Origin of the sequence: Arsenophonus endosymbiont of Aphis craccivora, from assembly GCF_013460135.1 — a bacterium.
GTDB classification, from domain to species: Bacteria; Pseudomonadota; Gammaproteobacteria; order Enterobacterales; family Enterobacteriaceae; genus Arsenophonus; species Arsenophonus nilaparvatae.
The window spans coordinates 2,047,385-2,073,053 of sequence record NZ_CP038155.1; the positions used below are offsets into that span (position 1 = coordinate 2,047,385).

Annotated in this window: 19 protein-coding genes and 5 pseudogenes; 9 read left to right on the forward strand and 15 right to left on the reverse strand. The window is 37.6% G+C overall.

Annotation, left to right across the window (positions count from 1 at the left end; translation table 11 throughout):
• Positions 1-369: a hypothetical protein gene (locus E3U36_RS10385; protein ID WP_180816474.1), complete on the forward strand. Its 369-nt coding sequence runs from the start codon at positions 1-3 to the stop codon at positions 367-369.
• Here the strand turns inward: E3U36_RS10385 and E3U36_RS10390 are convergent.
• The 6 genes and pseudogenes from E3U36_RS10390 to E3U36_RS10425 all read right to left on the reverse strand — a co-directional run bounded on the left by E3U36_RS10390 (position 338) and on the right by E3U36_RS10425 (position 4,472).
• Positions 338-1,060, reverse strand: a complete 723-nt coding sequence (locus E3U36_RS10390) for a helix-turn-helix transcriptional regulator (RefSeq protein WP_180816475.1) — start codon at positions 1,058-1,060, stop codon at positions 338-340. The two genes, E3U36_RS10385 and E3U36_RS10390, sit on opposite strands and share 32 nt — an antisense overlap.
• Before the next feature lie 463 nt (positions 1,061-1,523).
• Positions 1,524-1,751 (reverse strand): Rpn/YhgA-type helix-turn-helix domain-containing protein, encoded by a 228-nt coding sequence (locus E3U36_RS10395; protein WP_180816476.1) that lies wholly within the window; start codon positions 1,749-1,751, stop codon positions 1,524-1,526.
• Positions 1,684-2,364, reverse strand: a pseudogene (locus E3U36_RS10400) (Rpn family recombination-promoting nuclease/putative transposase). The gene E3U36_RS10395 and the pseudogene E3U36_RS10400 overlap by 68 nt, the downstream one beginning before the upstream one ends.
• A 6-nt stretch (positions 2,365-2,370) precedes the next feature.
• Positions 2,371-3,840 carry a pentapeptide repeat-containing protein gene (locus tag E3U36_RS10415; RefSeq protein ID WP_180816478.1) on the reverse strand — a complete coding sequence of 490 codons (1,470 nt, stop codon included), beginning with the start codon at positions 3,838-3,840 and terminating at the stop codon, positions 2,371-2,373.
• Positions 3,841-3,857: 17 nt separating this feature from the next.
• Complete coding sequence (locus E3U36_RS10420) at positions 3,858-4,181, reverse strand: pentapeptide repeat-containing protein (protein ID WP_255479110.1); 324 nt, start codon at positions 4,179-4,181, stop codon at positions 3,858-3,860.
• Between the two features lie 6 nt (positions 4,182-4,187).
• Positions 4,188-4,472 carry a pentapeptide repeat-containing protein gene (locus tag E3U36_RS10425; RefSeq protein WP_180816480.1) on the reverse strand — a complete coding sequence of 95 codons (285 nt, stop codon included), beginning with the start codon at positions 4,470-4,472 and terminating at the stop codon, positions 4,188-4,190.
• Positions 4,473-4,581: 109 nt separating this feature from the next.
• Here E3U36_RS10425 and E3U36_RS10430 point away from each other — a divergent pair.
• Positions 4,582-5,049, forward strand: a pseudogene (locus E3U36_RS10430) (IS5 family transposase); the annotation flags it as partial.
• A gap of 626 nt (positions 5,050-5,675) precedes the next feature.
• Here the strand turns inward: E3U36_RS10430 and typA are convergent.
• Entirely contained in the window at positions 5,676-7,499 is a 1,824-nt protein-coding gene (typA, locus tag E3U36_RS10435; RefSeq protein WP_180816481.1) for a translational GTPase TypA, read from the reverse strand.
• A 519-nt stretch (positions 7,500-8,018) separates the two neighbouring features.
• Positions 8,019-8,939: pseudogene (locus tag E3U36_RS10440) on the reverse strand (IS5 family transposase).
• Between E3U36_RS10440 and E3U36_RS13040 the strand changes: the two are divergent.
• Complete coding sequence (locus E3U36_RS13040) at positions 8,933-9,058, forward strand: hypothetical protein (RefSeq protein WP_255479078.1); 126 nt, start codon at positions 8,933-8,935, stop codon at positions 9,056-9,058. The pseudogene E3U36_RS10440 and the gene E3U36_RS13040 overlap by 7 nt on opposite strands.
• On the opposite strand, the gene E3U36_RS10445 is transcribed toward E3U36_RS13040, so the two are convergent.
• Positions 9,037-9,996, reverse strand: coding sequence for an aldo/keto reductase (locus E3U36_RS10445; protein ID WP_180816482.1), 960 nt, complete (start codon positions 9,994-9,996; stop codon positions 9,037-9,039). The genes E3U36_RS13040 and E3U36_RS10445 overlap by 22 nt on opposite strands.
• A 144-nt stretch (positions 9,997-10,140) precedes the next feature.
• Complete coding sequence (locus tag E3U36_RS10450) at positions 10,141-11,613, reverse strand: DASS family sodium-coupled anion symporter (RefSeq protein WP_180816483.1); 1,473 nt, start codon at positions 11,611-11,613, stop codon at positions 10,141-10,143.
• A 286-nt stretch (positions 11,614-11,899) separates the two neighbouring features.
• Here E3U36_RS10450 and E3U36_RS10455 point away from each other — a divergent pair.
• A pseudogene (locus tag E3U36_RS10455) lies at positions 11,900-12,754 on the forward strand (IS5 family transposase).
• A 487-nt stretch (positions 12,755-13,241) separates the two neighbouring features.
• Here the strand turns inward: E3U36_RS10455 and gnd are convergent.
• Positions 13,242-14,654, reverse strand: coding sequence for an NADP-dependent phosphogluconate dehydrogenase (gene gnd, locus E3U36_RS10460; RefSeq protein ID WP_180816484.1), 1,413 nt, complete (start codon positions 14,652-14,654; stop codon positions 13,242-13,244).
• A gap of 233 nt (positions 14,655-14,887) precedes the next feature.
• On the opposite strand from gnd, the gene E3U36_RS10465 reads away from it, so the two are divergent.
• Entirely contained in the window at positions 14,888-16,477 is a 1,590-nt protein-coding gene (locus E3U36_RS10465) for a TerC family protein (RefSeq protein ID WP_180816485.1), read from the forward strand.
• 52 nt (positions 16,478-16,529) lie between these two features.
• On the opposite strand, the gene asmA is transcribed toward E3U36_RS10465, so the two are convergent.
• The 4 genes and pseudogenes from asmA to apbC all read right to left on the reverse strand — a co-directional run bounded on the left by asmA (position 16,530) and on the right by apbC (position 21,083).
• On the reverse strand, positions 16,530-18,365 hold the full coding sequence (asmA, locus tag E3U36_RS10470) for an outer membrane assembly protein AsmA (protein ID WP_369412940.1): 1,836 nt from the start codon (positions 18,363-18,365) through the stop codon (positions 16,530-16,532).
• A 128-nt stretch (positions 18,366-18,493) separates the two neighbouring features.
• A complete protein-coding gene (gene dcd, locus E3U36_RS10475) occupies positions 18,494-19,096 on the reverse strand; it encodes a dCTP deaminase (RefSeq protein WP_180816487.1) in 603 nt (200 codons plus the stop codon).
• 43 nt (positions 19,097-19,139) lie between these two features.
• A pseudogene (gene udk / locus E3U36_RS10480) lies at positions 19,140-19,780 on the reverse strand (uridine kinase).
• A gap of 187 nt (positions 19,781-19,967) precedes the next feature.
• On the reverse strand, positions 19,968-21,083 hold the full coding sequence (apbC, locus tag E3U36_RS10485; RefSeq protein WP_180816488.1) for an iron-sulfur cluster carrier protein ApbC: 1,116 nt from the start codon (positions 21,081-21,083) through the stop codon (positions 19,968-19,970).
• 218 nt (positions 21,084-21,301) lie between these two features.
• Between apbC and metG the strand changes: the two genes are divergently transcribed.
• The 4 genes from metG to sanA all read left to right on the forward strand — a co-directional run bounded on the left by metG (position 21,302) and on the right by sanA (position 25,669).
• The gene (metG, locus tag E3U36_RS10490; protein WP_180816489.1) at positions 21,302-23,329 is read left to right on the forward strand and encodes a methionine--tRNA ligase; all 2,028 of its coding nucleotides are present in this window, start codon (positions 21,302-21,304) and stop codon (positions 23,327-23,329) included.
• A 132-nt stretch (positions 23,330-23,461) separates the two neighbouring features.
• Positions 23,462-23,917 (forward strand): CidA/LrgA family protein, encoded by a 456-nt coding sequence (locus tag E3U36_RS10495; protein WP_238337454.1) that lies wholly within the window; start codon positions 23,462-23,464, stop codon positions 23,915-23,917.
• Between the two features lie 5 nt (positions 23,918-23,922).
• Positions 23,923-24,618 carry a CidB/LrgB family autolysis modulator gene (locus E3U36_RS10500; RefSeq protein WP_180816490.1) on the forward strand — a complete coding sequence of 232 codons (696 nt, stop codon included), beginning with the start codon at positions 23,923-23,925 and terminating at the stop codon, positions 24,616-24,618.
• A 355-nt stretch (positions 24,619-24,973) separates the two neighbouring features.
• Positions 24,974-25,669, forward strand: coding sequence for an outer membrane permeability protein SanA (sanA, locus tag E3U36_RS10505; RefSeq protein WP_180816491.1), 696 nt, complete (start codon positions 24,974-24,976; stop codon positions 25,667-25,669).

The window sequence follows — 25,669 nt, forward strand, 5'->3', positions numbered from 1 at the left end:
ATGCCAAAAGAAGAACTTACTCAAATTGATAACCAGTTACGCAAAGTGTGTGGAGCAGACTATTCGAAAGCCGTAGCGTTTATAGACGGACTTGATCAATATCATCCACATGCCTTTCGTCATTACTATATATCTCTTCTTGCGGTAAAACCTTCCTTCAGAGGTAAAAGCTTAGTTAATGATTTATTTAGCGAATTGAATACTATTCTCGATAAAGAAAACTTACCCTGTTACGCTGAATGCACAAGGTTTAGTACACGAACCTTAATTAGACGATGGGGGTATATTGATGCTGGTTCGCCGATCAGTATTGATGGTTTCCCTAAATTATATCCGATTATGCGTTATCCTCAGGTGGACGAGAAATAAGATTAAGTTTTACACTTAAGCTGATGGCATGTTTGGCATTAATAACTCCAAGTTTTTTTACAACATTTCCAATATGAAATTTTACAGTATAAGTACTTATATTAAGTATGGTGCCTATTTCTGAATAAGTTTTTCCAATACTGCACCAGTATAGTACTTCTGATTCACGGGGTGAAAATATAATCTTTTCGGTTGTATTTTCATTCTTATATAGTGAAATCAACATTTCATGGGTATGAATTAAGAGTCCTTGAAGCTCATCTTTATTACTAGTAATAAAAAAATTAATATCCTTTATTAAAAATTTATCTATATAGAGAGATAGTATCGCTAAGTTATTTAGGTGATCATGCAAAACAAAAGCATGCCCGATAATATTAAGTGTTTTGATTGGTTCAAAGACTTTTTTAACTGGCCATATGGAATTAATTTTAATATTTTCATCCCAAGAAAAAGGCGAAACCTGATTTAATGCCTTAATAATGACCGGATCAATGTCTTGAGTTTTTTTATTAAGATAGTTATTAACAAGATCATCAGATAAATCACTAATAATCATCATGTCATCTGTGTTTTTTTTATTCATCACAGCGTAGACGTAGTTTACCTTGTCATATTTCGCTAATTGTTTATCCAGATGCTGCTTGATGTAATTATTTTTTTCAGTATTTGAAAAAAAATTTTTAGGCATTAAATTTGTTCCTATTGTAAATGATGATGATATTTTCTTAAAATTCCTTAATGATTGATGAGATCTCTGACTTAGACTGATAGACACTGTTAGCTAAAAATCCCTGCTCAGTATCGCTTTTGGTAAAATGAATTTTTCCCATTGACTAAACGGTAAGGGGAAATTTCTTGCAAAGAAGTTTACCAAAAACCATTTCTACAACATCACTGTTAATGTAATTTATTGTCATACTAATCGGAATTGATTTACAAAAATAGCTTTTTCGATGAACAAGGGGTGTTTTGTCGCATGTAGACTTAATTTCTCGCGCCCTATCTTTTGAATAAGCATTCAATTCAATTTTTGTTCAACCTGTGAATTTCTATTAATAAGATTTGTTTAACATTTTACGATAGCAATCTGATTAATATCAGTCGTCCAATATTAGATAAATATATCACCATAATTCCTTTGTGATAGATCTTTAATCTTTAAATAGGTTTCTTAATTCAGGGTCTGTTAATCCAGTGAATTTCATAATAGATTTTCTGTCGATACCGCTTTCAAGCATCTGACAGGCAATATTCATCGAAGCTTGTTTTTCACCTTCCCGTTTTCCTTTCTCAATACCCTCTTGAATGCCTTCAATTTTTCCTTTTTGAATTCCTTCCAGAATGCTTTTTTTCGCCTTCTCGACGTAGCTGTTCTGCAATAGTCATTACGACCTCCCGATAATCATCCGCTTTCGCTTTTTCCGCAATCTGATGCAAAAATTGTTTTGCATGAGAAGTATTCCCCCGCTCAACAATATAATATATTAATCCCTTAAACAACTCCGGCCCCATTGCATACTGATTTAATAAATCAGCTATCTGCTGACTAAATTCTAGCATATCGCGGGTTCTGATATGTTTCTGTACCAGTTCCATGAGCGCCACTCGTCGATGGGTTAAAATTTCATCATCCGGGATCACTGTGATATCAACCAACGGAAATACCTGCATATAGACAGATTTTGCCAGTTCCGCATCAGCAAAACAATCCAGCCATTAAGTGCTGTAAGGATAGAGTGAATTTTTACCTTGATAAAACAACAACAGTATCACTACCGGCAACGTTTTATTACCTTGCTCAAGGTGCCGATGCATAGCTGCCACACTATATCTTAACAACCTAAAAGCCATCAATTTTTCCGGCTTATTCTGATGTTCAATGAGAGTATAAATATACCCCTTTCATGTTGTAGTTTGCACAGAATAGAGCATATCAGAGCATTGACTACGCAGGTCTGATTCAATAAAACGGCACTGTTGCAATAGTGCCATTGATAATTATCGCCAGGTTGGTGGTTGGATTGTTTTTAAAACATCATTATAGTGTTTTATGGCATAACCAGTCATTATGTCAGATAAAACCGCTGTACAAGTGAAGGCTTTATTTGTCCCGAGTAGTCGATTTTTCCAATCATTGAATTTATCCTGACAAATCAGTGTTGGATCAATTGTGTGAGCTTTTTCCATTAGGGCATAAGCATAATATCTGAGCATCAGAGGAGAGTGCTCCTCAGTTCCAAAAATAGCACTGGATGAATAACGGGTGAAAACTGCAGATAACGAAAAAAGATGTTCAGCTTTTCTCCTATCTGTACTTGACGTTAAATCATATAATTTCATAATCCGGTTGTAATTTTCATCATTCAATATATAACCTTGTTTCAAATCAAGTACGCGAGAGAAAACTTCACTTAATTCCTGTTGATAAGTGTCATCCACTAGTTTTGTAGCATATGCTTTAGATTTTGTGGCATCTATGAATAACGATTTAAGCTGGTCACCTAAATCTAAGGTCTCGATCAACTGACAAAATTTTGATTGATTCAAGCTATAAGAAAAGTGCGGCGCAAAAAGGGGAAAACTTTCGTTGTAACATTGCTTCAAACTGTATTCTGTTGGGCTTAAACATTTTCCATCTTGAAAAAGATAAACGTGATCCCACTTAGCATCCAGACCCGGATGCAGCATTTGTGATAAAATATTTTCAGAAGCAACTAGTACTCTGTTAGGTGTCGTTGATAATAATAGAAAATTTTGCGCATTGTTATCTGACCAGTCTTCATTACCTTTGTAATCACCAAAAATTTCTTTAATATCTTCATGCTTTAGTTGTTGCTGAATTTCAGGCATACTGAGATACTTTTCATACAGACTGTGGCCTGCATCAATACCCTGAGTTCTGGCTGCCAATAAGACTTGAATAAAGTTACTATTAAATTCAGAAGAGACCATTAGATGTGGATGTTGGTCAAAAAAATCAAGAAATAGGTTAGTTATTGTAGAACGATTTTCTAGCAAACTGAGTAAATTTGGTGAAAGATTTTTTAGATAATTACTCGTTAGTGTATTAACAAAATGACTAATATACCCATTGGTCATAAATGACGTTCTGCCAAAAATGTCTAGTAATGGTAATGTGACATTAATAAGATTTGCATTAGATTTTTCTAACGAAGTAATTAATTGGCAGGCCAACTTTATTTCTAGTTCATTATATTTATTATCAATACTATTGATACTCGTTAATAAACTACTTTGATTGTTAAAGTGATTAAGTGTAATATCTAAGCTGTTATCATTCCATATTTTTGGAAGAGATAAAGTTAAAGTATTATTTAGGATGGCATATGAAAAATTAGCAGCATTAATATTTAGCTCTTTTAAAATGGCATTACTGAAGTCAACTTTACTTAAGTTAGCGCCTATCAAGTCAGCTCCTGTCAGATTAGTATTGGTTAAATTAGCCACGATCAAATCAGTGTATATCAGGTCAGATTAGCCACTGTCAGGTTAGCTTTAGCTAAAGTAACTCCTTCCAAGTACACCTCTGTTAGATTAGCTTCTGTCAAATCAGCGTGAGCTAAATTAGCGTTCATTAAGTTAGTATTGGTTAAATTAGCGTCAATTAATATGGTGTTTCCCAGCTTAGCCCGAGTTAGATTAGCGCCTGTCAGGTCAACTTCTATCAGATTAGCGCCGACTAAATTACTATCATCCATTTTTACACCGACCAAATTAGCCTGATACAAATTAGCTATGTTTAGATTAGCCCCTTTTAGATTAGCTTCTACCAATCTAACATCTGCCAGATGAGCTTAAGCTAGATTGACGTTTATTAATTTAGCTTTCGTTAAGTCAGCTCCAGTCATTTTAGCACCTGTCAGGATAGCTTTCGTCAAGTCAGCTTCCATTATTTTAACACCCTTCAGCTTAGCGTTGGCTAGATTACTACCATCCATTTTTGCACCAATCAGATTAGCTTGCAGCAAATTAGCGTCTTTTAGATTAACCTTTTGTAGCGTCGCTTTTTCTAGATTAGCGCCGGATAAGTTCGCTAATGAGAGGTTAGTTTTACCATTAAAAAGAGATGAAAGATTCATATCGCTTAAATTTGCTCCCGATAAATCAATAACAGAATTATCATTTCGATTAGCTAATGATTTTTGTAATGCATAGAGTTTTTCCTCTGTCGATCCAGTTAAAAAAACAGCAGACAGTGTGACTCATGAGATTATCTGTGCCGACTTATCGCTCAGCGGAACGACAGATGCGCAGGCACTGCCGGGCCTGATTAACCAAACCCACCGGAAAATCAGGGAAGTGTCAGCAGACGGTGCTTATGACGCCTGTTACTGCCACGATGCGTTGCTAAGAAAGAAAATCAGGCCCCTTATCCCGCCGCGAAGCGGAGCGAAATACTGGCCGGACAAGTACCATGAACGTAACCATGCGGTGGCGAATCAGCGTCTGAGCAGGAGTAATGATATGTGGAAAAAGAAAGTGGGTTATCACCGGCGTTCAGTGGCAGAAACAGCGATGTTCCGCATAAAAACTTTGCTGGGTGGCCATCTGAGCCTGCGTGACTATGAGGCTCAGGTAGGTGAAGCAATGGCGATGGTCAAAGCGCTGAACCGTATGACGTTGTTGGGTATGCCACACAGCTTCAGGATCGGATAACAGCTGTAGCAGAGGGAGCCATCCTGTCGGCTAATTCTGATTTATTCAACAAAGCCGTCATAGGTAATAACATATTTAACGACTAGCTGTGACAAGTGTTCCAATTTTAATCTTTTTTTAGTTTGAATAAATTAAAATAATTATCAGCAAAACAAGAATAATATATTGAAAAAAATGGATAACATTTTAGATTATATCGAATTATTTATATCCAATCGGCCAATCTCATTTATCAATAAAATATTTGTTATAGACAAAAATGTCTATTATTTAGTTGATTATAAAAGGTATTTAATTGGTTTTTTGGTTAAATCTTACATTGCTTTTTATTCGTGACAGAAAAAAAACATCTCAAATATTCAACCAACCTTAATTTAAAATTATCATTCTAAATTAATTAACTAATTTTAATTAACTCTTATGACACTAAAGTAATAATGTTATTGTTTTTAAAATGATACTGCCACACTGCACTGATTGAACATTTAAAGTATTTTCAACAGGTCGCTGACAGTAAATTTTTTCGTTATGCTAAATAATAATTGGATTTGAGCAATCAATAGATAAAAAAATAAAGGCGTTTAATACGCCTTTTATTTATATTAAATCAAACAATTTTTTGTTATTTAAACTTCTTTATTTCGATAGGCACGACGGCGATCGTTTTCGGTCAAATAACGTTTTCTTAAACGAATTGATTGTGGCGTAACTTCCACTAATTCATCATCATCGATAAATTCTAACGCCTGTTCTAATGTTTTTTTAATCGGCGGCGATACAGTTGTCGCTTCATCTGTCCCTGAAGCACGGACGTTGGTCAATTTTTTACCCGTTAAACAGTTGACAGTTAGATCATTAGAACGAGAATGAATGCCAATAATTTGTCCTGCATACACTTCAGCACCATGACCAAGGAATAATTTACCGCGATCTTGCAAACTATAAAGTGCATAAGCTACCGCTTTACCTTGACCATTTGAGATCATGACACCATTTTGGCGGCGACCAATTTCACCAGGACGAACATCATCATAGTGACTAAAGGTTGCATACAGCAAACCGGTCCCTGATGTCATGGTCATAAACTCAGTTCGAAAACCTATTAGTCCACGACTTGGAATAATATACTCAAGCCGTACCCGTCCTTTACTATCAGGCAATATATCGCGCAATTCACCTTTGCGTTCGCCTAATGCCATCATAACATCGCCTTGGTGCCGCTCTTCAATATCGAGTGTAACTTGTTCAAAAGGTTCCTGTTTACGACCTTCAAATTCACGGAAAATAACCTTTGGTCGAGAAACAGCTAATTCAAACCCTTCACGGCGCATGTTTTCAATCAATACCGAAAGGTGCAGCTCACCACGACCTGAAACACGGAAAGCGTCAGGATCTTCAGTCTCTTCCAAACGTAATGCAACGTTATGCACTAACTCTTTTTTCAGGCGATCTAAAATTTGACGGGAAGTAACATATTTTCCTTCACGACCACAAAATGGTGAGGTATTAACACAAAAATACATACTTACCGTTGGCTCATCAACAGCCAGTGCTGGCAATGCCTCAATATTATTTGGATCACATAAGGTATCTGAGATATTTAATTCTCCCAGACCCGTTAAGGCAATAATATCACCGGCTTGGGCAATTTCAGAATCGATACGCTCTAATCCTAAATGCGTTAATACCTTACCCACTTTACCACTACGTGTTTTGCCATCACTGTCGATAATAGTGATTGTTTGATTTGGTTTGATTGCGCCACGCTTAATGCGACCAATACCAATAACACCCAAGTAATTGTTGTAATCAAGCTGAGATATTTGCATTTGGAAAGCACCCGCCAGATCAACCTGCGGCGGAGCAACATATTTTACAATTGCTTCATAGAGTGGCGTCATGTCTGCCGCCATATCATTGTAATCGATTCCAGCAATACCATTTAAGGCTGAGGCGTAGATGATAGGAAAATCCAGTTGCTCATCAGTCGCCCCTAAATTGACAAATAGATAAAAAACCTGATCAACAACCCAATCAGGTCTTGCGCCTGGGCGATCGATTTTATTGACTACCACAATTGGCTTTAAACCATGAGCAAAGGCTTTTTGGGTAACGAAGCGGGTTTGCGGCATCGGACCGTCCATTGCATCAACCAATAGCAGCACACTATCTACCATTGACATAACCCGTTCGACTTCACCACCAAAATCAGCATGCCCTGGTGTATCAACAATATTAATTCGATAATCGTGCCATTGGATGGCGGTATTTTTTGCCAAAATCGTGATGCCACGTTCTTTTTCCAAGTCATTGGAATCCATCACACGTTCATCGAGGTTATTACGTTCACCAAAGGTGCCAGATTGTTGTAATAATTTATCGACCAGTGTCGTTTTTCCATGATCGACGTGGGCGATGATGGCGATATTTCTTAAATTTTTAATAGACACAAATTGTTACCATATTATCTAACTGGAAAGGATTAAATGACTCTGGCCAAGCAGTATCTTGCCGGTAGGCATCTACACATATGCTGTTATTTTACACATAATATTGGCGGAGTGAAATAAATGTGAGCTATATCAAGTTAAATAATCCACCTAACCAGGCAGATCATTGTTTGAAAGACATTTTAAACGATTGAAAAAAATTATTCCTCTGTTAGTCTGTAAATGCGTTACTTACATTACATATTAATCTTCCAAACGTGTTTAATTGATATAAATTCTCCTGCCTGAGAAGATGTTTAGTGTAACCTTTTTGACACCAATCATTCTTAAAAATATCAATAGAAGCATTAAGATTTAAGTTGCTAAAATTGGCTTGATAAATATTAAAATAACTTTCTATTGTACGATAAATATCTTGCTGTTGTTGGCTGGTTAAAGATTTATTTTTTCTATTTATTACGGCTTTGTTGAATAAATCAGAATTAGCCGACAGGATGGCTCCCTCTGCTACACCTGTTATCAGATCCTGACGCTGGGTGGCATACCCAACAACGTCATACGGTTCAGCGCTTTGACCATCGCCATTGCTTCACCTACCTGAGCCTCATAGTCACGCAGCCTCAGATGGCCACCCAGCAAAGTTTTTATGCGGAACATCGCTGTTTCTGCCACTGAACGCCGGTGATAACCCACTTTCTTTTTCCACATATCATTACTCCTGCTCAGATGCTGATTCGCCACCGCATGGTTACGTTCATGGTACTTGTCCGGCCAGTATTTCACTCCGCTTCGCGGCGGGATAAGGGGCCTGATTTTCTTTCTTAGCAACGCGTCGTGGCAGTAACAGGCGTCATAAGCACCGTCTGCTGACACTTCCCTGATTTTCCGGTGGGTTTGGTTAATCAGGCCCGGCAGTGCCTGCGCATCTGTCGTTCCGCTGAGCGATAAGTCGGCACAGATAATCTCATGAGTCACACTGTCTGCTGCCAGATGAAGCTTGCGCCACACTCTTCGTCTATCAGCCCCATGCTGCCTGACTTTCCATTCACCTTCGCCAAAGACCTTCAGACCGGTACTGTCGATGACCAGATGCGAGATTTCACCACGCGTTGGCGTTTTTATGCTGATGTTGACGCTCTTTGCTCGTCTGCTGACCAGCTAGTAGTCCGGACAGCACAGCGGCAAAGACATGAGTTTAAAAATCTAATCAACGAAGCCCTGTAATGCCCGGAGCGACAGGTTAAACACACGCTTCATCATCAGGACAGTGGTAACAGCCATATCGCTGTAGTAAAGCGGCCGGCCACGACCTTCAGGCGAAGAACTGTCAGTCCATCCAGCGATGGCCGACTCATCAAGCCAGACCGTCAGGGAACCGCGTTGTCTGAGTGCCTTGTTGTACGCGGGCCAGTTGGTAATTTTAAACTTTTGCTTTGCCATGCGGACCTGATGTTGAAACGAATTTAGCGATCAGCTCCGCCAATCACCTAAAAGTTCGATTTATTCAACAAAGCCTCTATAGATATAAAAAAATTTTTCAATTTAATTTACTTTCATAATCTATATATTCGAATTGCGCTTTGGTCAATGTTAAATTAATGGCTTTAACAAAACTTTCAACCTGAGCAACAGTAGTTGCACTAGCAATCGGTGCGGTGATCCCATTAAAAGCCATTAACCATGCAAGGGCGACTTCGGCTAAGGTAGCTTGATGAGCATCAGAAACTACCTGCAACGCCTTAAGAATTCTTTCACCTCTTTGATTAAGATATTTATTGATATCACTTTTTCTAAGACTATTATTTAAATCACGTTGACGACGATATTTTCCGGTTAAAAAACCAGATGCCAAACTATAGTAAGTAACAACCCCAATATTTTCTTTGATACAGAGTTTCTTCAACTTATCATCAAAAGCGGCACGATCGTAAATATTATATTCTGGTTGTAATACCTGGTATCGCGGTAAATTCTGAATATTCGCCACATCTAACGCTGTTTTCAATTGCCCTGCATCCAACTTTGAAGCTCCTATAGCGCGAATTTTGCCTGTTGTTAAACGCTTATCAGAAGCGTTTAACGTCTCTTCATAAGGTGTATTGATGTCAGGCCAATGAGAAAAATAGAGATCAATGTAATCTGTTTGTAAACGCTGGAATGAATCTTCAACAGCGTTTATAATCCAGCGAGCAGAAAGCCCACGCTTACCAGGCGAACCTAAATCTGCGCCCACTTTGGTAAAAATAATTAATTTATCTCTGGCAATGGAATGTTTAGTTAGCCAATTTCCAATGATAGTTTCAGATTCTCCTCCACGATTACCTGCTGCCAAACTTGAATAAACATCTGGCGTATCAATTGCAACTAAACAGTTATCATAGAGAGCATCTAAGATGGTAAAACTCTCTTTTTCATTGATAGTCCAACAAAATACGTTACCACCAAACACAAGTGGTGGGATAACAAATCCAGTTGAACCTAACCTACGCAATTGCATATTTCCTCACTTGTTTTTAAATAAAGCGAATGTAATAGCTAGAAGATTTTAGTGGTTCTTTTACAGTAAGATTGCATTTATTAAATGTTAAACCCTATTTAACTTACAGATATAGTACAGCAATTTAGATATGTTAATTATAACTTACCAATAGCCCAATAACTTCCACCATAAACCACCAATGACTAACCAAATTAAAAGATTAACCACACTTAATATAAACCCCACTTTCCACCATTCAGCTAAGGTTGTATAACCAGAACCAAAAATAATCGGCGCAGTACCTGTAGCATAATGGGTTAACGACATCATTAATGATGAAGAGAAAGCCAGGATCAACCCAAGCAAAATAGGTGGCGCGCCCAATGCTAATCCAGCAGTAAAAAATGCTGCAAACATTGCCATAATATGGGCTGTGGTGCTGGCAAAAAAGTAATGGGAATAGACATATATTAAAACAAGTAACAACATGCCACCAATCCAGCCGATCCCCAGATGATCAATAGCGTTTCCAACTGTTTGAGAAAACCAATTAGTCAACCCAAGCTTACTTAGAAAAGATGCCATCATGACCAGTGCAGCAAACCAAGTAATTGTATCCCATGCCCCCTTGGTTTTCAAAATATCATCCCAAGCTAATACCCCGGTACAAAGTAAAACGGAAAGACCGATAAATGCCGCAGCGGTAGGGTTAATAGTAAAAGCGCTACCAAAAATAATCGCAGGCACACCAGCCCACATCAGCAAAAGCATGGCAAATACCGCTAAAGTAATTTTTTCTGCTACTGAAATAGGCCCTAACTTGTGTAATTTTTGTTTCGCGAAATTTGGTGCATCTGGTGTTACTTTAATTTCAGGTGGATAAATCCAATAGATAATTAATGGCATAATCAATAACGAAATAATACCTGGTATAAAAGCGGCTATTGCCCACATTCCCCAACTTATCTCAAATGGAGGTGTGGTATTTTCCATAATCAAACTAACAATCAATGGATTAGGGGCAGTTGCCGTAATAAACATCGCAGATGTAATTGGATTGATATTAAAATTAACCAATGAAAGATAACGGCCAATTTTGTGTGTGCTACCTGATTCGGGATCAGAGCCGAAACTCTTTGCAATTGAGCGCATTATAAGATGAATAATACCCCCCCCCCGCGCAGTATTACTTGGTGTAACTGGTGCTAATATTGTCTCTGCAATCGCCAATGAATAAGCGATGCCTAAGGTCTTTTTGCCAAATAAAGAAATAAAATAATAACCAATACGGGCACCTAAGCCGGTCTGATTTAGACTAACAGAAATCATTATTGAAATACCTATCAACCAAATAAGTTGATTTGAAAAACCGCTCAATGCATCATTAATGGCTTCCGTCGGATTATTAGGATTAGTTACCCCCGTAATAGCAATTAATGCAATTGCGATAATGGAGATTGCACCTATTGGTAAGGCTTTACCTATGATAGCTATTATAGTCCCGATAAAAAGCGCAAATAATTGCCAAGCATTTACCTCAACACCGTCAGGAGTAGGAATAATAAACCAGATGATGAGAGTGATTGTAATAGCAATTATGGCTGGTAAAGGTTTGAATGGGGTCAATTTATCCATATTGTATTATCCAATTGGTGAAATATATCTACACAAAAAATAATTAATAACTTATAAATTAAAAAAATCACGCTAACAAATCATACAACTACTTATTATATAAATTTATAGATTAGTAACTATATTTATTTTTATCAAGCTTAATAATAAATATTAATTTATAAGTTTATTAAAGTATCCAATTTATTCTTTTAATTTTCATCTCTTTATTGGCTTTGTTGAATAAATCGAACTTTTAGGTGATTGGCGGATCTGATCGCTAAATTCGTTTCAACATCAGGTCCCCATGGCAAAGCAAAAGTTTAAAATTACCAACTGGCCCGCGTACAACAAGGCACTCAGACAACGCGGTTCCCTGACGGTCTGGCTTGATGAGTCGGCCATCGCTGGATGGACTGACAGTTCTTCGCCTGAAGGTCGTGGCCGGCCGCTTTACTACAGCGATATGGCTGTTACCACTGTCCTGATGATGAAGCGTGTGTTTAACCTGTCGCTCCGGGCATTACAGGGCTTCGTTGATTCGATTTTTAAACTCATGTCTTAGCCGCTGTGCTGTCCGGACTACTCGCTGGTCAGCAGACGAGCAAAGAGCGTCAACATCAGCATAAAAACGCCAACGCGTGGTGAAATCTCGCATCTGGTCATCGACAGTACCGGTCTGAAGGTCTTTGGCGAAGGTGAATGGAAAGTCAGGCAGCATGGGGCTGACAGACGAAGAGTGTGGCGCAAGCTTCATCTGGCAGCAGACAGTGTGACTCATGAGATTATCTGTGCCGACTTATCGCTCAGCGGAACGACAGATGCGCAGTCACTGCCGGGCCTGATTAACCAAACCCACTGGAAAATCAGGCCCCTTATCCCGCCGCGAAGCGGAGCGAAATACTGGCCGGACAAGTACCATGAACGTAACCATGCGGTGGCGAATCAGCGTCTGAGCAGGAGTAATGATATGTGGAAAAAGAAAGTGGGTTATCACCGGCGTTCAGTGGCAGAAACAGCGATGTTCCGCATAAAAACTTTGCTGGGTGGCCATCTGAGCCTGCGTGACTATGAGGCTCAGGTAGGTGAAGCAATGGCGATGGTCAAAGCGCTGAACCGTATGACGTTGTTGGGTATGACACACAGCGTCAGGATCGGATAACAGGTGTAGCAGAGGGAGCCATCCTGTCGGCTAATTCTGATTTATTCAACAAAGCCCTCTTTATTGTAAGAATAAGTTATTTTCATATGTTAAAACTGTGATTTGTATTACAAAAATCACAATTAATTTTATTCATTAATTCACTAAGATAAACTATTTCTAGTTCTTTTAGTCTTAGTGATTTTCATAATATAGCAAATTAATCATAATTATTTATGGTTAATTTTATCAAATAACAAATAAGTTTATTTGTTTTATTAAAAAACAATAGATTTATTTGAAAATCAGAATTACTTTATAAAAAATAATATATTTTATATTACAATATAATGTGTAAATCTATTTATTTTTGAATAGATATAAAATTAAAGTCAAAAAAAGCAGCAAATCAATATGTCCATTTGTGCTAACCCAAAGACAAGAAAGATGGTCTTTATCGTTAATGATAAAGACCATCCAATATGATTTTATATCAGTTCAGCTAGACCTATTTCTCTATCCATTCAGTATGAAAGATACCCTCTTTATCAATCCGCTTATAAGTATGAGCGCCAAAATAATCACGTTGTGCCTGAATTAAATTTGCCGGTAAAAAAGCAGAGCGATAACTATCATAATAAGAAATTGCTGCTGTAAGCGTAGGTAATGGAATACCATTTTGTATACCAAAACAGACAATATCCCGTAATGATTGCTGATATTCATCAATAATATTCTTAAAATAAGGCTCTAACATTAAGTTTGCTAAAGATGGGTTTTGGCTATAGGCATCGGTAATTTTTTGCAAAAATTGCGCCCGAATAATACAACCAGCGCGGAAAATCCTGGCAATTTCACCATAATTTAGCTGCCATTGATATTCATCCGATGCTGCTGTTAATTGCTGAAAACCCTGTGCATAGGAAACAATTTTACCTAAATAAAGTGCCCGACGAACTTTTTCAATAAATTCCTGCTTATCACCTTTAAATGAATTAACAGCCGGTCCAGTCAGGATTTTTGCTGCTGCCACCCGCTGCTCTTTTAAAAAAGAGAGATAACGCGCAAATACTGATTCAGTAATAAGCGTAACAGGTACTCCCAAGTCTAAAGCACTTTGACTGGTCCATTTTCCAGTGCCTTTATTAGCGGCTTCATCCAATATGACATCAATCAAATAATTACCAGTCTGGTCTTCTTTTTTACGAAAAATATCGGCCGTAATTTCGATTAGATAACTACTTAATTCCCCTTTATTCCATTCAGTAAAAATATCAGCTAATTCTTCATTATTTAATTTTAATGCGTTTTTAAGTATTGAATATACTTCAGCAATCAGCTGCATATCACCATACTCGATGCCATTGTGCACCATTTTTACATAATGACCTGCACCATCGGGACCAATATAGCTGACACAGGGCTCACCATCGGCCTTAGCTGCAATTTGTTGCAAGATAGGCGCCACTAAATCATAAGCCTGTTTCTGTCCACCAGGCATGATAGAAGGCCCTTTTAATGCACCTTCTTCACCACCAGAAACGCCGGTTCCAATAAAGTTAAAACCTTGTGCTGAAAGTTCTTGATTACGTCGAATAGTATCCTGAAAATAAGTATTACCACCATCGATTAGGATATCACCTTTATCCAGATAGGGTGTTAAGGAAGCTATGGTTTTATCTGTCGCCTCACCCGCTTTTACCATTAATAAAATACGACGTGGTTTTTCTAATGAATCAACAAATTCTTCAATTGTATGATAGGGGATTAATTTTTTACCTGGATTTTCTGCGATCACTTCATCGGTTTTTTCTTTAGAACGATTAAAAATCGAAACAGAGTAACCTCGGCTTTCAATATTGAGCGCTAAATTACGTCCCATAACAGCCATACCAACTACACCAATTTGTTGTTTTGACATGAAAAACTCCTGTCTGACAATTCATTACCCACAATTAACGAGCAAATATATTTTTACGTATTGATATATTAACTTACTCTATAGTTTGGTGATAGTGATTTCATGCCTTCAAGGACACGATATTTCGGCTAAAAACGATTAAAAAAACGTTATTATATTGAAATTTTTGTTCAAAGTGCCCATTATTCTCAAGGTCGGCATAAGCCGTCATATTAGAAGGTAAAATAAATTTTATGGAATGGATCGCTGATCCTACGATGTGGGCGGGGCTTATTACTCTTATCGTACTCGAAATCGTGCTTGGCATTGATAATTTAGTCTTTATCGCTATCTTAGCTGATAAATTACCGGCTAAATTACGTAATAAAGCAAGAATAACTGGTTTAACCTGCGCACTCTTTATGCGCATCATCTTATTGTTTAGTCTCACTTTACTCGTTTCACTAACCAACCCTATCATTAATATTGGGGGTCACCCATTTAGTGCGCGGGATATTCTGATGCTTGGTGGCGGGCTGTTTCTGCTTTTTAAAGCCACTATGGAGCTTAATGAACGATTAGAAGGTAAAGATGAACGATCTGGCAAGCAACGAAAAACGGCTAAATTTTGGGCTGTTGTCGCGCAAGTTATTGTATTAGATGCTATTTTTTCACTTGATTCAGTAATCACTGCGGTAGGTATGGTTGAACATATTGGCATTATGATTGCCGCAGTCACTATTGCTATGATCTTAATGATTATCGCTAGTAGACCATTAACCCTGTTCGTTAATACCCATCCAACGATTGTTATTCTCTGTCTCAGTTTCTTACTGATGATCGGTTTTAGTTTAGTTGCTGAAGGATTTGGTTATTTGATACCGAAAGGCTACTTATACGCTGCTATTGGTTTCTCTATTATGATCGAATCACTTAACCAATTTGCATTATTTAATCGACGCCGTTTTTTAAAAGGCACCAAATCACTGCGGGAAAGAACCGCTGAAGCAGTATTGCGGGTTTTAGATGGTCAACATGAACGCGCTGAATTAGATCATCGCACCTCTGATTTAATCGCTGATAATAATGGTATTTTTGATCCACAAGAACGACAAATGATTGTTCGTTTATTAGGATTCGCTCAACGTAATGTTAGTAGTATTATGACTTCGCGCCATGACGTTGAATACATTGATATCAACAAGCCTGCGGATAAGCTACTTTCATTGCTAGAAAAAACACCACATACCCGTCTTGTTGTTACAGATGAATCGATAAGCGATGAACCAGTCGGGGTTATACACGTTATCGACATATTAAATCAACAATTAAAAAAGCAAAAACTTAACCTATATGCCTTAATTACCCAGCCACTAATTTTCCCTGAAGGCTTATCACTACTTCAGGCATTAGAGCAGTTTCGTAAAGCTCATACCCATTTTGCCTTTATTGTTGATGAATTTGGCTCTGTCGAGGGAATTGTTACGCTGACGGATATTATGGAAACTATTGCCGGTAATATGCCAATCAGCGAAGCAGAGGTGGATTCTCGTCATGATATTCAACAATTAGAGGATAGCCGTTGGGTTGCTAATGGCTTTATGCCTTTAGAGGATCTGATCCTGTATGTGCCAATGACGCTTGATGAAAAACGTGAATATGAGACGATTGCCGGATTATTAATGGAGCATCTACAACGAATGCCTGTGGTAGGTGAACGTACCAAAATTGAAAATTGGATTTTTGAACCGTTGGAAGTCACCAGCCACCGCCTTAAAAAAGTGTTGATTACTCCCCTGCAACTGGCTAAAAATGATGTTAAACAGAATATTACCTTAACATAAAACATAACGCGCTAATCATGGCGCGTTACATTTGTTGAATATTAAGCTAAAACTAATTTTTCGATTTAACTTCTTTTTCTAACCAACTATCTAGTGCTTTTTTAGCTTGCGATTGAAACTCATCACGCAGCAATTTTTCAATATTCAATTGATATTGTAAATTTTTCCACTTACCATAAATACGCAGAGGAATGGCCAATTGATTAATTTTATTAATAAAATTATCATTTTCATGCCAGCCTTCATTGATATTAACCAGCAATTTGACGTCTGCTGATTTCCCGGCTAAATTTAGCCAACCGTTGCCCTCGATACTCATAGCGTCTGAAGAAGCAACCAGATTTGAGAACGATAGCATGCCTTTATTAAGTTTTGTATCAACGGTTAAATTTTCAATTTGGGTATTATCGTCAAGATTTTGCGGGGTATCAATTTTATCAGTAAGGCGTGAAAAGGCGTGTTGGATTAGTGAAGCTATATTTAATCCTGTTAACTGTGCCTTGGATAACATTACATTAGCGTTACCGGACCAAAAATTTAGCAGCGCAAATTTATCGTATCCAGGCCCTGATAAATTTGCTGCTAACATCAATAAACCATCTAGTTTGGTCGGCATGTCAAAGGATTGCAGCAAAGGAGCCAACCTAACATGATTAAATTTGGGCTTAGCCGTGACAATAACCGGACTATTTTGATAATTTAAACTAATAGGTAATTCAAAATTTCCACCTAATAATCCACCTTCTAGCTGACTAACATTTAATAACGCTTTTTTATTGGTTATCTTAGACTTAAAGCTATCAACAACTAAACCTCGATATATAAGTTTATCGGCAGAGATTGTTGCTTGAAATGGGAATTGCTTTAAATAACTTAAATCATAACTATCGGTTTCAATCGTCGCAATAACAGGCTTAGGACTTACTTGAGGCGTTATCTTTGTCTCTGTTAAAGGTTGTAATAAAGATTGCCAACCTAAAATTTTATCTAGATCCAGTTTTGTGGAAGTAATATTTAATTGATAATCTGGTGATTTACCTAAATGAGCAACTAAATTTCCAGTTAAATTACTATCATTGACGTCAATAGCTAAATTAGACAGGGTTAATATTGGTTGCTGATCATGCAAATAATCAAACAATAAAGTTGCATTGCCGCTAATGCCATCTGTTGGTAAATTAATACCACTAATTTTATATTCTAATTGATTAATTTCCCCAGAAATCTGATGCGGATAATCTGCAATATTTAACTTACTTTTTAAAGAAAAAGTGAGATCTTGCTGATCCTTACTCACATTGCTACTAAAAGTAACGCTAATGAAATGATCATCTTCCCTGCTGATCGACAACATAATATTACGCATATTTAGCTGGGTATCATTATCCAACTGCCAAATTAACAAACTATCAGTTAGTTTTATTTTATTAATCTCAAATAGCCATTTGCTATCATTATTATTTTTCCTACTAATACGGTTAAGACCTTCTGGAGCAATCGGGGCATCTGGATTTGATTTTGCTTCACTATCTGGAGTAGCGCGCAAAACTGCATTACTGATTACAATCTGTTCAACAGACAGTTGGTGGGAAATTAACGGCCATAAGGAGACATCAAGTCGCATGTTATCTGCACTAATGGCCCGCTTAGTCGCGCCCGGCGCGGTGAGTGAAATCGGCCCAGTAATAATACTTAGCCTAGGCCATACATGCCAACGCATTTCGCCTTGAAAAACTAAATGATAGCCGCTTTTTTGTTCAACTTTATCAATTAAATAGTGACGAAAATCATTGGGATTAACGAGCAACACTAGCGCCGTTAAGCCTGCTAAAATAACCACCATCAAAATAGCTAATGTGGTCAAAAATAGTTTCATCACTGTCTCCATCAATGGTATTCAAACAAACAATTAATGACTTCATCTTTAGATAGCTTATTTTCCGTGACCTGAGAAAATAAAATTATTTTGGTTATAGCATGATTTCAGCTAAATACCGAATTAATTAACTTAAAATATCACAATTTATGATTACTTTTATCATCTTCACTAATTCTACTCCCTACCGCACCTTGTTGATTTTTATATTTTGCATCCTGACGGCGATTATAGGGGCGCTCAGCTGAACCGGATAAAACTTCAAAACTTAATGCGCCAATAACCATACCCGGCCGTAGTGCCAATGGCAGTTTACCTGAATTATAAAACTCTAGCACAATCTGACCGCACCAACCGGGATCAATACGGTGCGCAGTAACATGCACCATCAATCCCAAGCGAGCAAGAGAAGAACGGCCATCAAGCCAACCAACAGCATGATCAGGCAAAGTGACTGATTCTAAAGTGACCGCCAATGCTAATTCACCTGGATGCAAAAAAAACGCATCATCATGGCTTAAGGTAATTTCATCACTCATCACCCGATCTAATGCAGCATTAACTTCATTTTTGGGCCCACTAAGATCAATATACGGTGCAGTATAGCCCTGAAATATTCGAAATTTATTGCCTAAACAAACATCAACGGTTACCCCATTGATCCGTTCGATTGATGGGCGTGGTTCAATAACCAATGTCTTTTCATCTAGCCATTTAACTATATCACGGTCACAAAGTCGCATTTTTCCATCTCCTTGCGAGAATGCCTAATCTATTTATAGATAATTATTGGCAGAACTCCCCTATTTTAGCTTTTAGAATATCAATCGCCACTAGATTTTTTCCGCCACGAGAAACAATAATATCTGCATATTGTTTCGATGGCTCAATAAATTGAAGAAACATTGGACGAACAGTTTTAGTATATTGTTCAATAACAGAATCTAATGTTCTTCCTCGTTCATTGACATCCAGTTTAATTCTTCTTACTAAGCAAAGATCCAGTGGCGTATCAACATAAATGGCAAAATCCATATTATTACGTAAGCGCTTATCGGTTAATAATAAAATACCTTCAATAATAATCACTTTTTTAGGCTGAAAAAAATGGTCTCTCGCTTACGTGTATGCTGAGTATAATCATATTATGGCAGATCAATGTCTTTTCCTGCCTTCAACAATTGAAGATGATGAAAAAGCAAATCATGATCCATGGAGTTGGGATGGTCGTAATTTACTTTCACTCGTTCTTCCATCGGCATGTCATATTGATCTCGATAGTAACAATCCTCAGTAATCACACCAATATTGTGGTCACCCACTTGAGTACGTAATTCATGATAAAGCGTTTTCGCAATAAGACTTTTACCCGATGCTGAAGCACATGATATACCGACAATAGCGCACTTATGTGCTGGATCAGCCATTTTAAATAAACTGAGTTTAAATAATAGAAATTAATATAATTAAATATTATGAGCGCCGGAATTATAAGGGGTTATTGTAGTATCTGCCAGCATTTAAAATTAGGTCTGGCTAATTTTCATAACAAGACCTAATAATAATTATCACTACATATTTATTTTCAATCAATAAGCTATGGAGTTAATCAGTTTAAATAGCTCGGACAGCAATTTCAGTGGGAATTTTTTCTCCTGCCCAATACATTTGAGCAGAAATTATCGATGCTATTTCTCGATAAATATCAGCGAACTCACCATCAGGATCGCGCATTACTGTCGGTTGACCTTGATCTAAATCCTCACGCAGAGAAATATGTAATGGGATCTTACCTAACAGCTTGCACTGGTATTTTTCAGCCAATATTTCTGCTCCACCTGAACCAAAAATAGGCTCTACGTGACCACAATTACTACAAATATGTATACTCATATTTTCAACAATACCCAATACTTGCACTTTTACTTTGTCAAACATCGCGATGCCTTTCATCGCATCAAGCAAAGCAATATCTTGTGGTGTGGTAACGACAATCGCCGCGGTAACGGGTATATTCTGTGCTAAGGTTAATTGAATATCACCAGTTCCAGGTGGCATATCAATCACTAAATAATCTAAATCTGGCCATTCGGTATCCTGTAACATTTGCATCAAAGCCTTGCTAGCCATTGGACCACGCCATATCATCGCATTATCATCATTAATCAAATAACCAATTGAATTAGTCGCTAGCCCATAATAAGCCATTATAGGCACCATATGATGCCCATCAGGTGATGTGGGCCGCTGATTTTTAGTTGCCAACATAGTCGGAATAGAGGGACCATAAATATCAGCATCCAGAATACCTACCTTCGCTCCTTCTTGCGCTAATGCCAACGCCAAATTCACTGTCGTGGTTGATTTGCCAACCCCTCCTTTACCTGAACTGACAGCGATAATATTACGCACTTCATTAATACCAGGTAAATTATTCGCTCTACGTAATGTATTGATATTATGACGTAATTCCCACTCTACTGTTTGCGCGCCAGTTATTTTTCGTAATTGCGGTGTCAGCTGCTCAATTAATAACTTAAAAGGTGTTTTCCAGGCAAAGGGCATGACTAATTCAATATGTAAAACATCATCGAGTAATACACAATGACATAATGCCTTTAATGTACTCAGATTACTTTGCAGTGTCGGATGAGAAAATGTGTCTAAAACTTCAGCGACTTGCTGAGTTAACTTTTTTGCTTTTGTTTGTTTGAAGGATCCTGAATTCATCGCAGCTCCTTTTATTTAGTATTAAATTATCAACAATTAATCACTACATCATACCAGAGCACAATTTAATTAAGATAAATAGATAATAAAAACGACGCTTATCAAGCAAAATTACGATAAAATAATGATTGATTATTCATGTTCAGGCCTAGCCGGAAAAAACGCAATCAGTTAACATCAAATTATTGTTCAATTTTTATGGGAATTAGATCCTTACTATGTCTCAAGTCGCGAAAAAACTTTTGGTAACCTGTGCGTTACCTTATGCTAACGGTTCAATACACCTTGGCCATATGTTAGAGCATATTCAGGCCGATATTTGGGTTCGTTATCAACGAATGCGCGGCAAGCAGGTTTACTTTATTTGTGCCGATGATGCCCATGGCACTCCAATTATGCTAAAAGCTCAGCAATTAGTTATAACGCCTGAGGAGATGATTAGTAAAGTAAATCAGGAACATCAACACGATCTTGCTGACTTTGCCATTAGTTATGATAATTACCATTCAACTCATAGTGTAGAAAATAAAACATTATCTGAACAAATTTATTTAACACTAAAAAAGAGTGGCTATATCAAAAACAAAACTATCTCGCAACTTTATGATCCTAAGCAAGGTATGTTTCTACCCGATCGCTTTGTTAAAGGGGGTTGCCCAAAATGCCAAGCCGCTGATCAATACGGTGATAATTGTGAGGTCTGTGGAGCAACTTATAACCCAACAGAACTTATCAATCCCCACTCGGTGATTTCTGGTGCAACGCCTGAAATGCGTGAAACAGAACATTTTTTCTTTGATTTACCCGCATTTAGTCATATGCTGCAAACTTGGACACGCTCAGGGGCTTTGCAACCACAAGTGGCAAATAAAATGCAAGAGTGGTTTGAGGCTGGTTTACAGCAATGGGATATTACTCGTGATGCCCCTTACTTCGGTTTTGAAATCCCTAATGAGCATGGCAAATATTTTTACGTCTGGTTAGACGCTCCTATTGGTTATATGGGGACATTTAAAAATCTATGTGACAAACAACCCAATATTGATTTCGATAGTTATTGGCACAAAGATTCTACTGCCGATCTTTATCACTTTATCGGTAAAGACATTGTCTACTTCCATAGCCTATTTTGGCCAGCAATATTAGAAGGTAGTGATTATCGTAAGCCTACCAATATCTTTGTTCACGGTTATATCACTGTAAATGGCGCAAAAATGTCCAAATCACGGGGTACATTTATTACCGCGCGCGCCTATTTAGATCAGCTGGATGCTGATTGTTTACGTTACTATTATGCCGCTAAGCTTTCTTCCCGCATTGATGATATTGACCTTAACTTAGAAGACTTTGTCCAACGGGTAAATAGCAACATCGTGAATAAAGTCGTCAACCTCGCGGCTCGCAATGTTGGATTCATCAATAAACGCTTTGATGGTAAGTTATCATCGCAACTTGCAGCTCCTGAGCTTTACCAGCAATTTATTGCCGCAGCAGACAAAATTGGTCAACAATTTTGTCATCGTGAATACAATAAGGCGATTCGTGAAATTATGTTACTTGCCGATCTAGCCAATCGCTATATCGATGAGCAAGCACCCTGGGTAGTTGCTAAGCAGGAAGGTCGCGAACAAGATTCACATGATATCTGTTCGATGGGTATCAATTTATTTCGCGTGCTAATGACTTATTTAAAACCTATATTACCGGGACTCACCAACCGGGCAGAAACTTTTTTAAATATTTCACTAAACTGGGATGATATTAGCGACCCTTTGCTAAATCATGAAATTACGCCATTTAAAACCTTATTCCAGCGAATCGAAATGAACAATGTAACCGCTATGTTAGCGGCATCTAGCGAAAATATAACGGCGCAAACAATGACTAATCAACAAGATTGCGAAAATTCTTTCCAAGATGTCATCAGTTTTGATGACTTCAACAAAGTCGACTTACGAGTTGCTTTGATTAAGCAAGCTGATTTCGTCGAAGGCTCCGATAAGCTGCTAAAACTCCAATTAGATTTAGGTGATAGCAGCCGACAAGTTTTTTCTGGTATTCGCGCGGCTTATCCTGATCCGAAAGTACTTGAAGGGCGCTTAACGATCATTGTCGCTAATTTAGCACCACGAAAAATGCGTTTTGGCGTTTCAGAAGGGATGGTATTAGCCGTTGGTCCTGGTAACAAAGATATCTTTCTATTAATTCCAGATGCTGGCGCCAAGACCGGTATGCAAGTAAAATAGATTCACAATAAAAAGCATTAAATTAAAATGGCGACAATTGCATTTTCGCCATTTTTAATCCCAGTGACTACACCAGCCTAGCACATTAAGTGGGCTAATTGTATTATCAGTATGTTTTGTTATAGGACTGATATGATGTTGTTTTGCAAAAATATCTTTTATATTAGTTGGCAATATTTACGCGCTTTTTTACTCATTTATCTCTGCCTAATAATAGGAAACCTAATATCAAATTTACTGCCTTTTTCTCTGCCAGGAAGTATAATTGGCATGCTGGTGTTGTTTAGTTTATTAACCGTCCAAATCATACCTGTCCACTGGATACAAACTGGCTGTCATTTGCTAATCAAAAATATGACATTGCTATTTATTCCAATCGGGGTAGGCATAATGAATTATTATGATATGCTTAGCCAACAAATTATCCCTATTTTACTCTCCTGCATTATTAGTACCTTAATTATTATGATTATTGTTGCTTATAGCTCACACTGTATTCATCGTGACCCTAATATAAATACCTCGGATGCTGGTAAGCAGCAGCAGAAAAAACAAATTAAGCAAAAAAATGGGCCAAATAACGAGTAACAACAATGTTAAATCATATCTGGTGGTCACTACCTTTTACCATTATCGTTTTCTTATTAGCGAGAAAATTATCCCAAAAATACCGATTAACTATTGTAAATCAGCTGTTAATTTCAATCACTATCATTATTGCTACTTTACTAATAACACATACTTCATATAGCCATTATTTATCTGGTTGCCGTATTCTCAATGATTTGTTACAGCTGGCAGTTATCGCCTTGGCTTTGCCATTATACGAGCAATTACATCAAATTCGTGCCCAATGGAAATCCATTATTAGTGTTTGTTTTATTGGGAGTCTGATTGCTATGGTCACAGGAACCGCTATTGCGTTATGGACAGGCGCGAGCGTCGAAATGGCTGCTTCAATATTACCAAAATCTGTTACAACACCGATTGCGATGGCGGTTTCACAAGGGATTGGCGGCATACCAGCCATCAGTGCAGCTTGTGTGATTTTAGTTGGCATTTTTGGTGCTATGTTTGGGCATTTACTGTTTAATTTTTTGCGGATAAAAAACACTATTGCTCGAGGATTAGCGATGGGAGCAGCCTCACATGCAGTAGGTACTGCGCGTAGCGCCGAGATAAACTACATTGAAGGTGCCTATAGTTCTCTCGCATTAATGACGTGTGGCATAATCACCTCATTAATTGCCCCTTTCATTTTTCCTTTAATAATCGATTTATTACATTAAATGATTAGCTATAAAAAATGAATCAACAACATAGTAATCACTTTCTGTCTATTTTATGTAGAAAAATTATTCTCACTGGCGGGCGGTAACTTTAATTTTTAGGTTATTTTGGCTGAATAAATTTAAATCAAATCTAGCCAGTTACCACAGTAGCCTTGAACAATGTGTTAAAGCAACTAATTGGAGGTAATTTCAGCTAGTCTGAATATCGTATTTACAAACTTGCTGCCTTCTGACTATTATAAGTCTTATCTAGCAATAAGCTGTTGAATTAATCAGGGGCGGCGCATGATAATAAGTAAAATAGCCCTTATTAAGCTGACTTTCTCTATCCTGTAATCTATAGGCATAAATGATGAGGAAATTCCTTATTTATAGCTTACTTACCATTATAGTAACAGCAATCGTTGCTACTCTAGCATTCGATCGTTGGATTAGCTGGAAAACTGCTGACTATATCTATGATGATGTAAAAAAATTACCACCTCGCAGCGTTGGTATGATTTTAGGTACGTCAAAATATTATTCTGCTGGTTTACCTAATGAGTACTATAAGTATCGAATTCAAGGTGCCATTAACGCTTATAATAGCGGTAAAATAAAATACTTACTGGTTAGCGGTGATAATGCCCATTACAATTATAATGAACCTATCACCATGCGTAGAGATCTGATCTCAGCGGGTATCCCAGCGGCAAAAATTGTGCTAGATTTTGCAGGCTTCAGAACATTGGATTCGGTTGTCCGAACTCACCAAGTGTTTGCCACTAACAATTTTACTATTATTACCCAACGTTTCCATTGTGAAAGAGCATTATTTATCGCTATGAAAAAAGGGATTGATGCACAGTGCTATGCAGTTTCCTCACCCAAAAAAATCATTAAAGTTCGTTTACGCGAGGTTTTGGCCCGTATTAATGCCCTAATTGATCTCTATATATTAAAAAGTGAACCCCGCTTTTTGGGACAACAGGAATCTATTCCCGCAGCGATAAAAATGCCTGATGGTATCAACGGATATCCTGCCGTTTTACCTGACGAGCTGAAATAA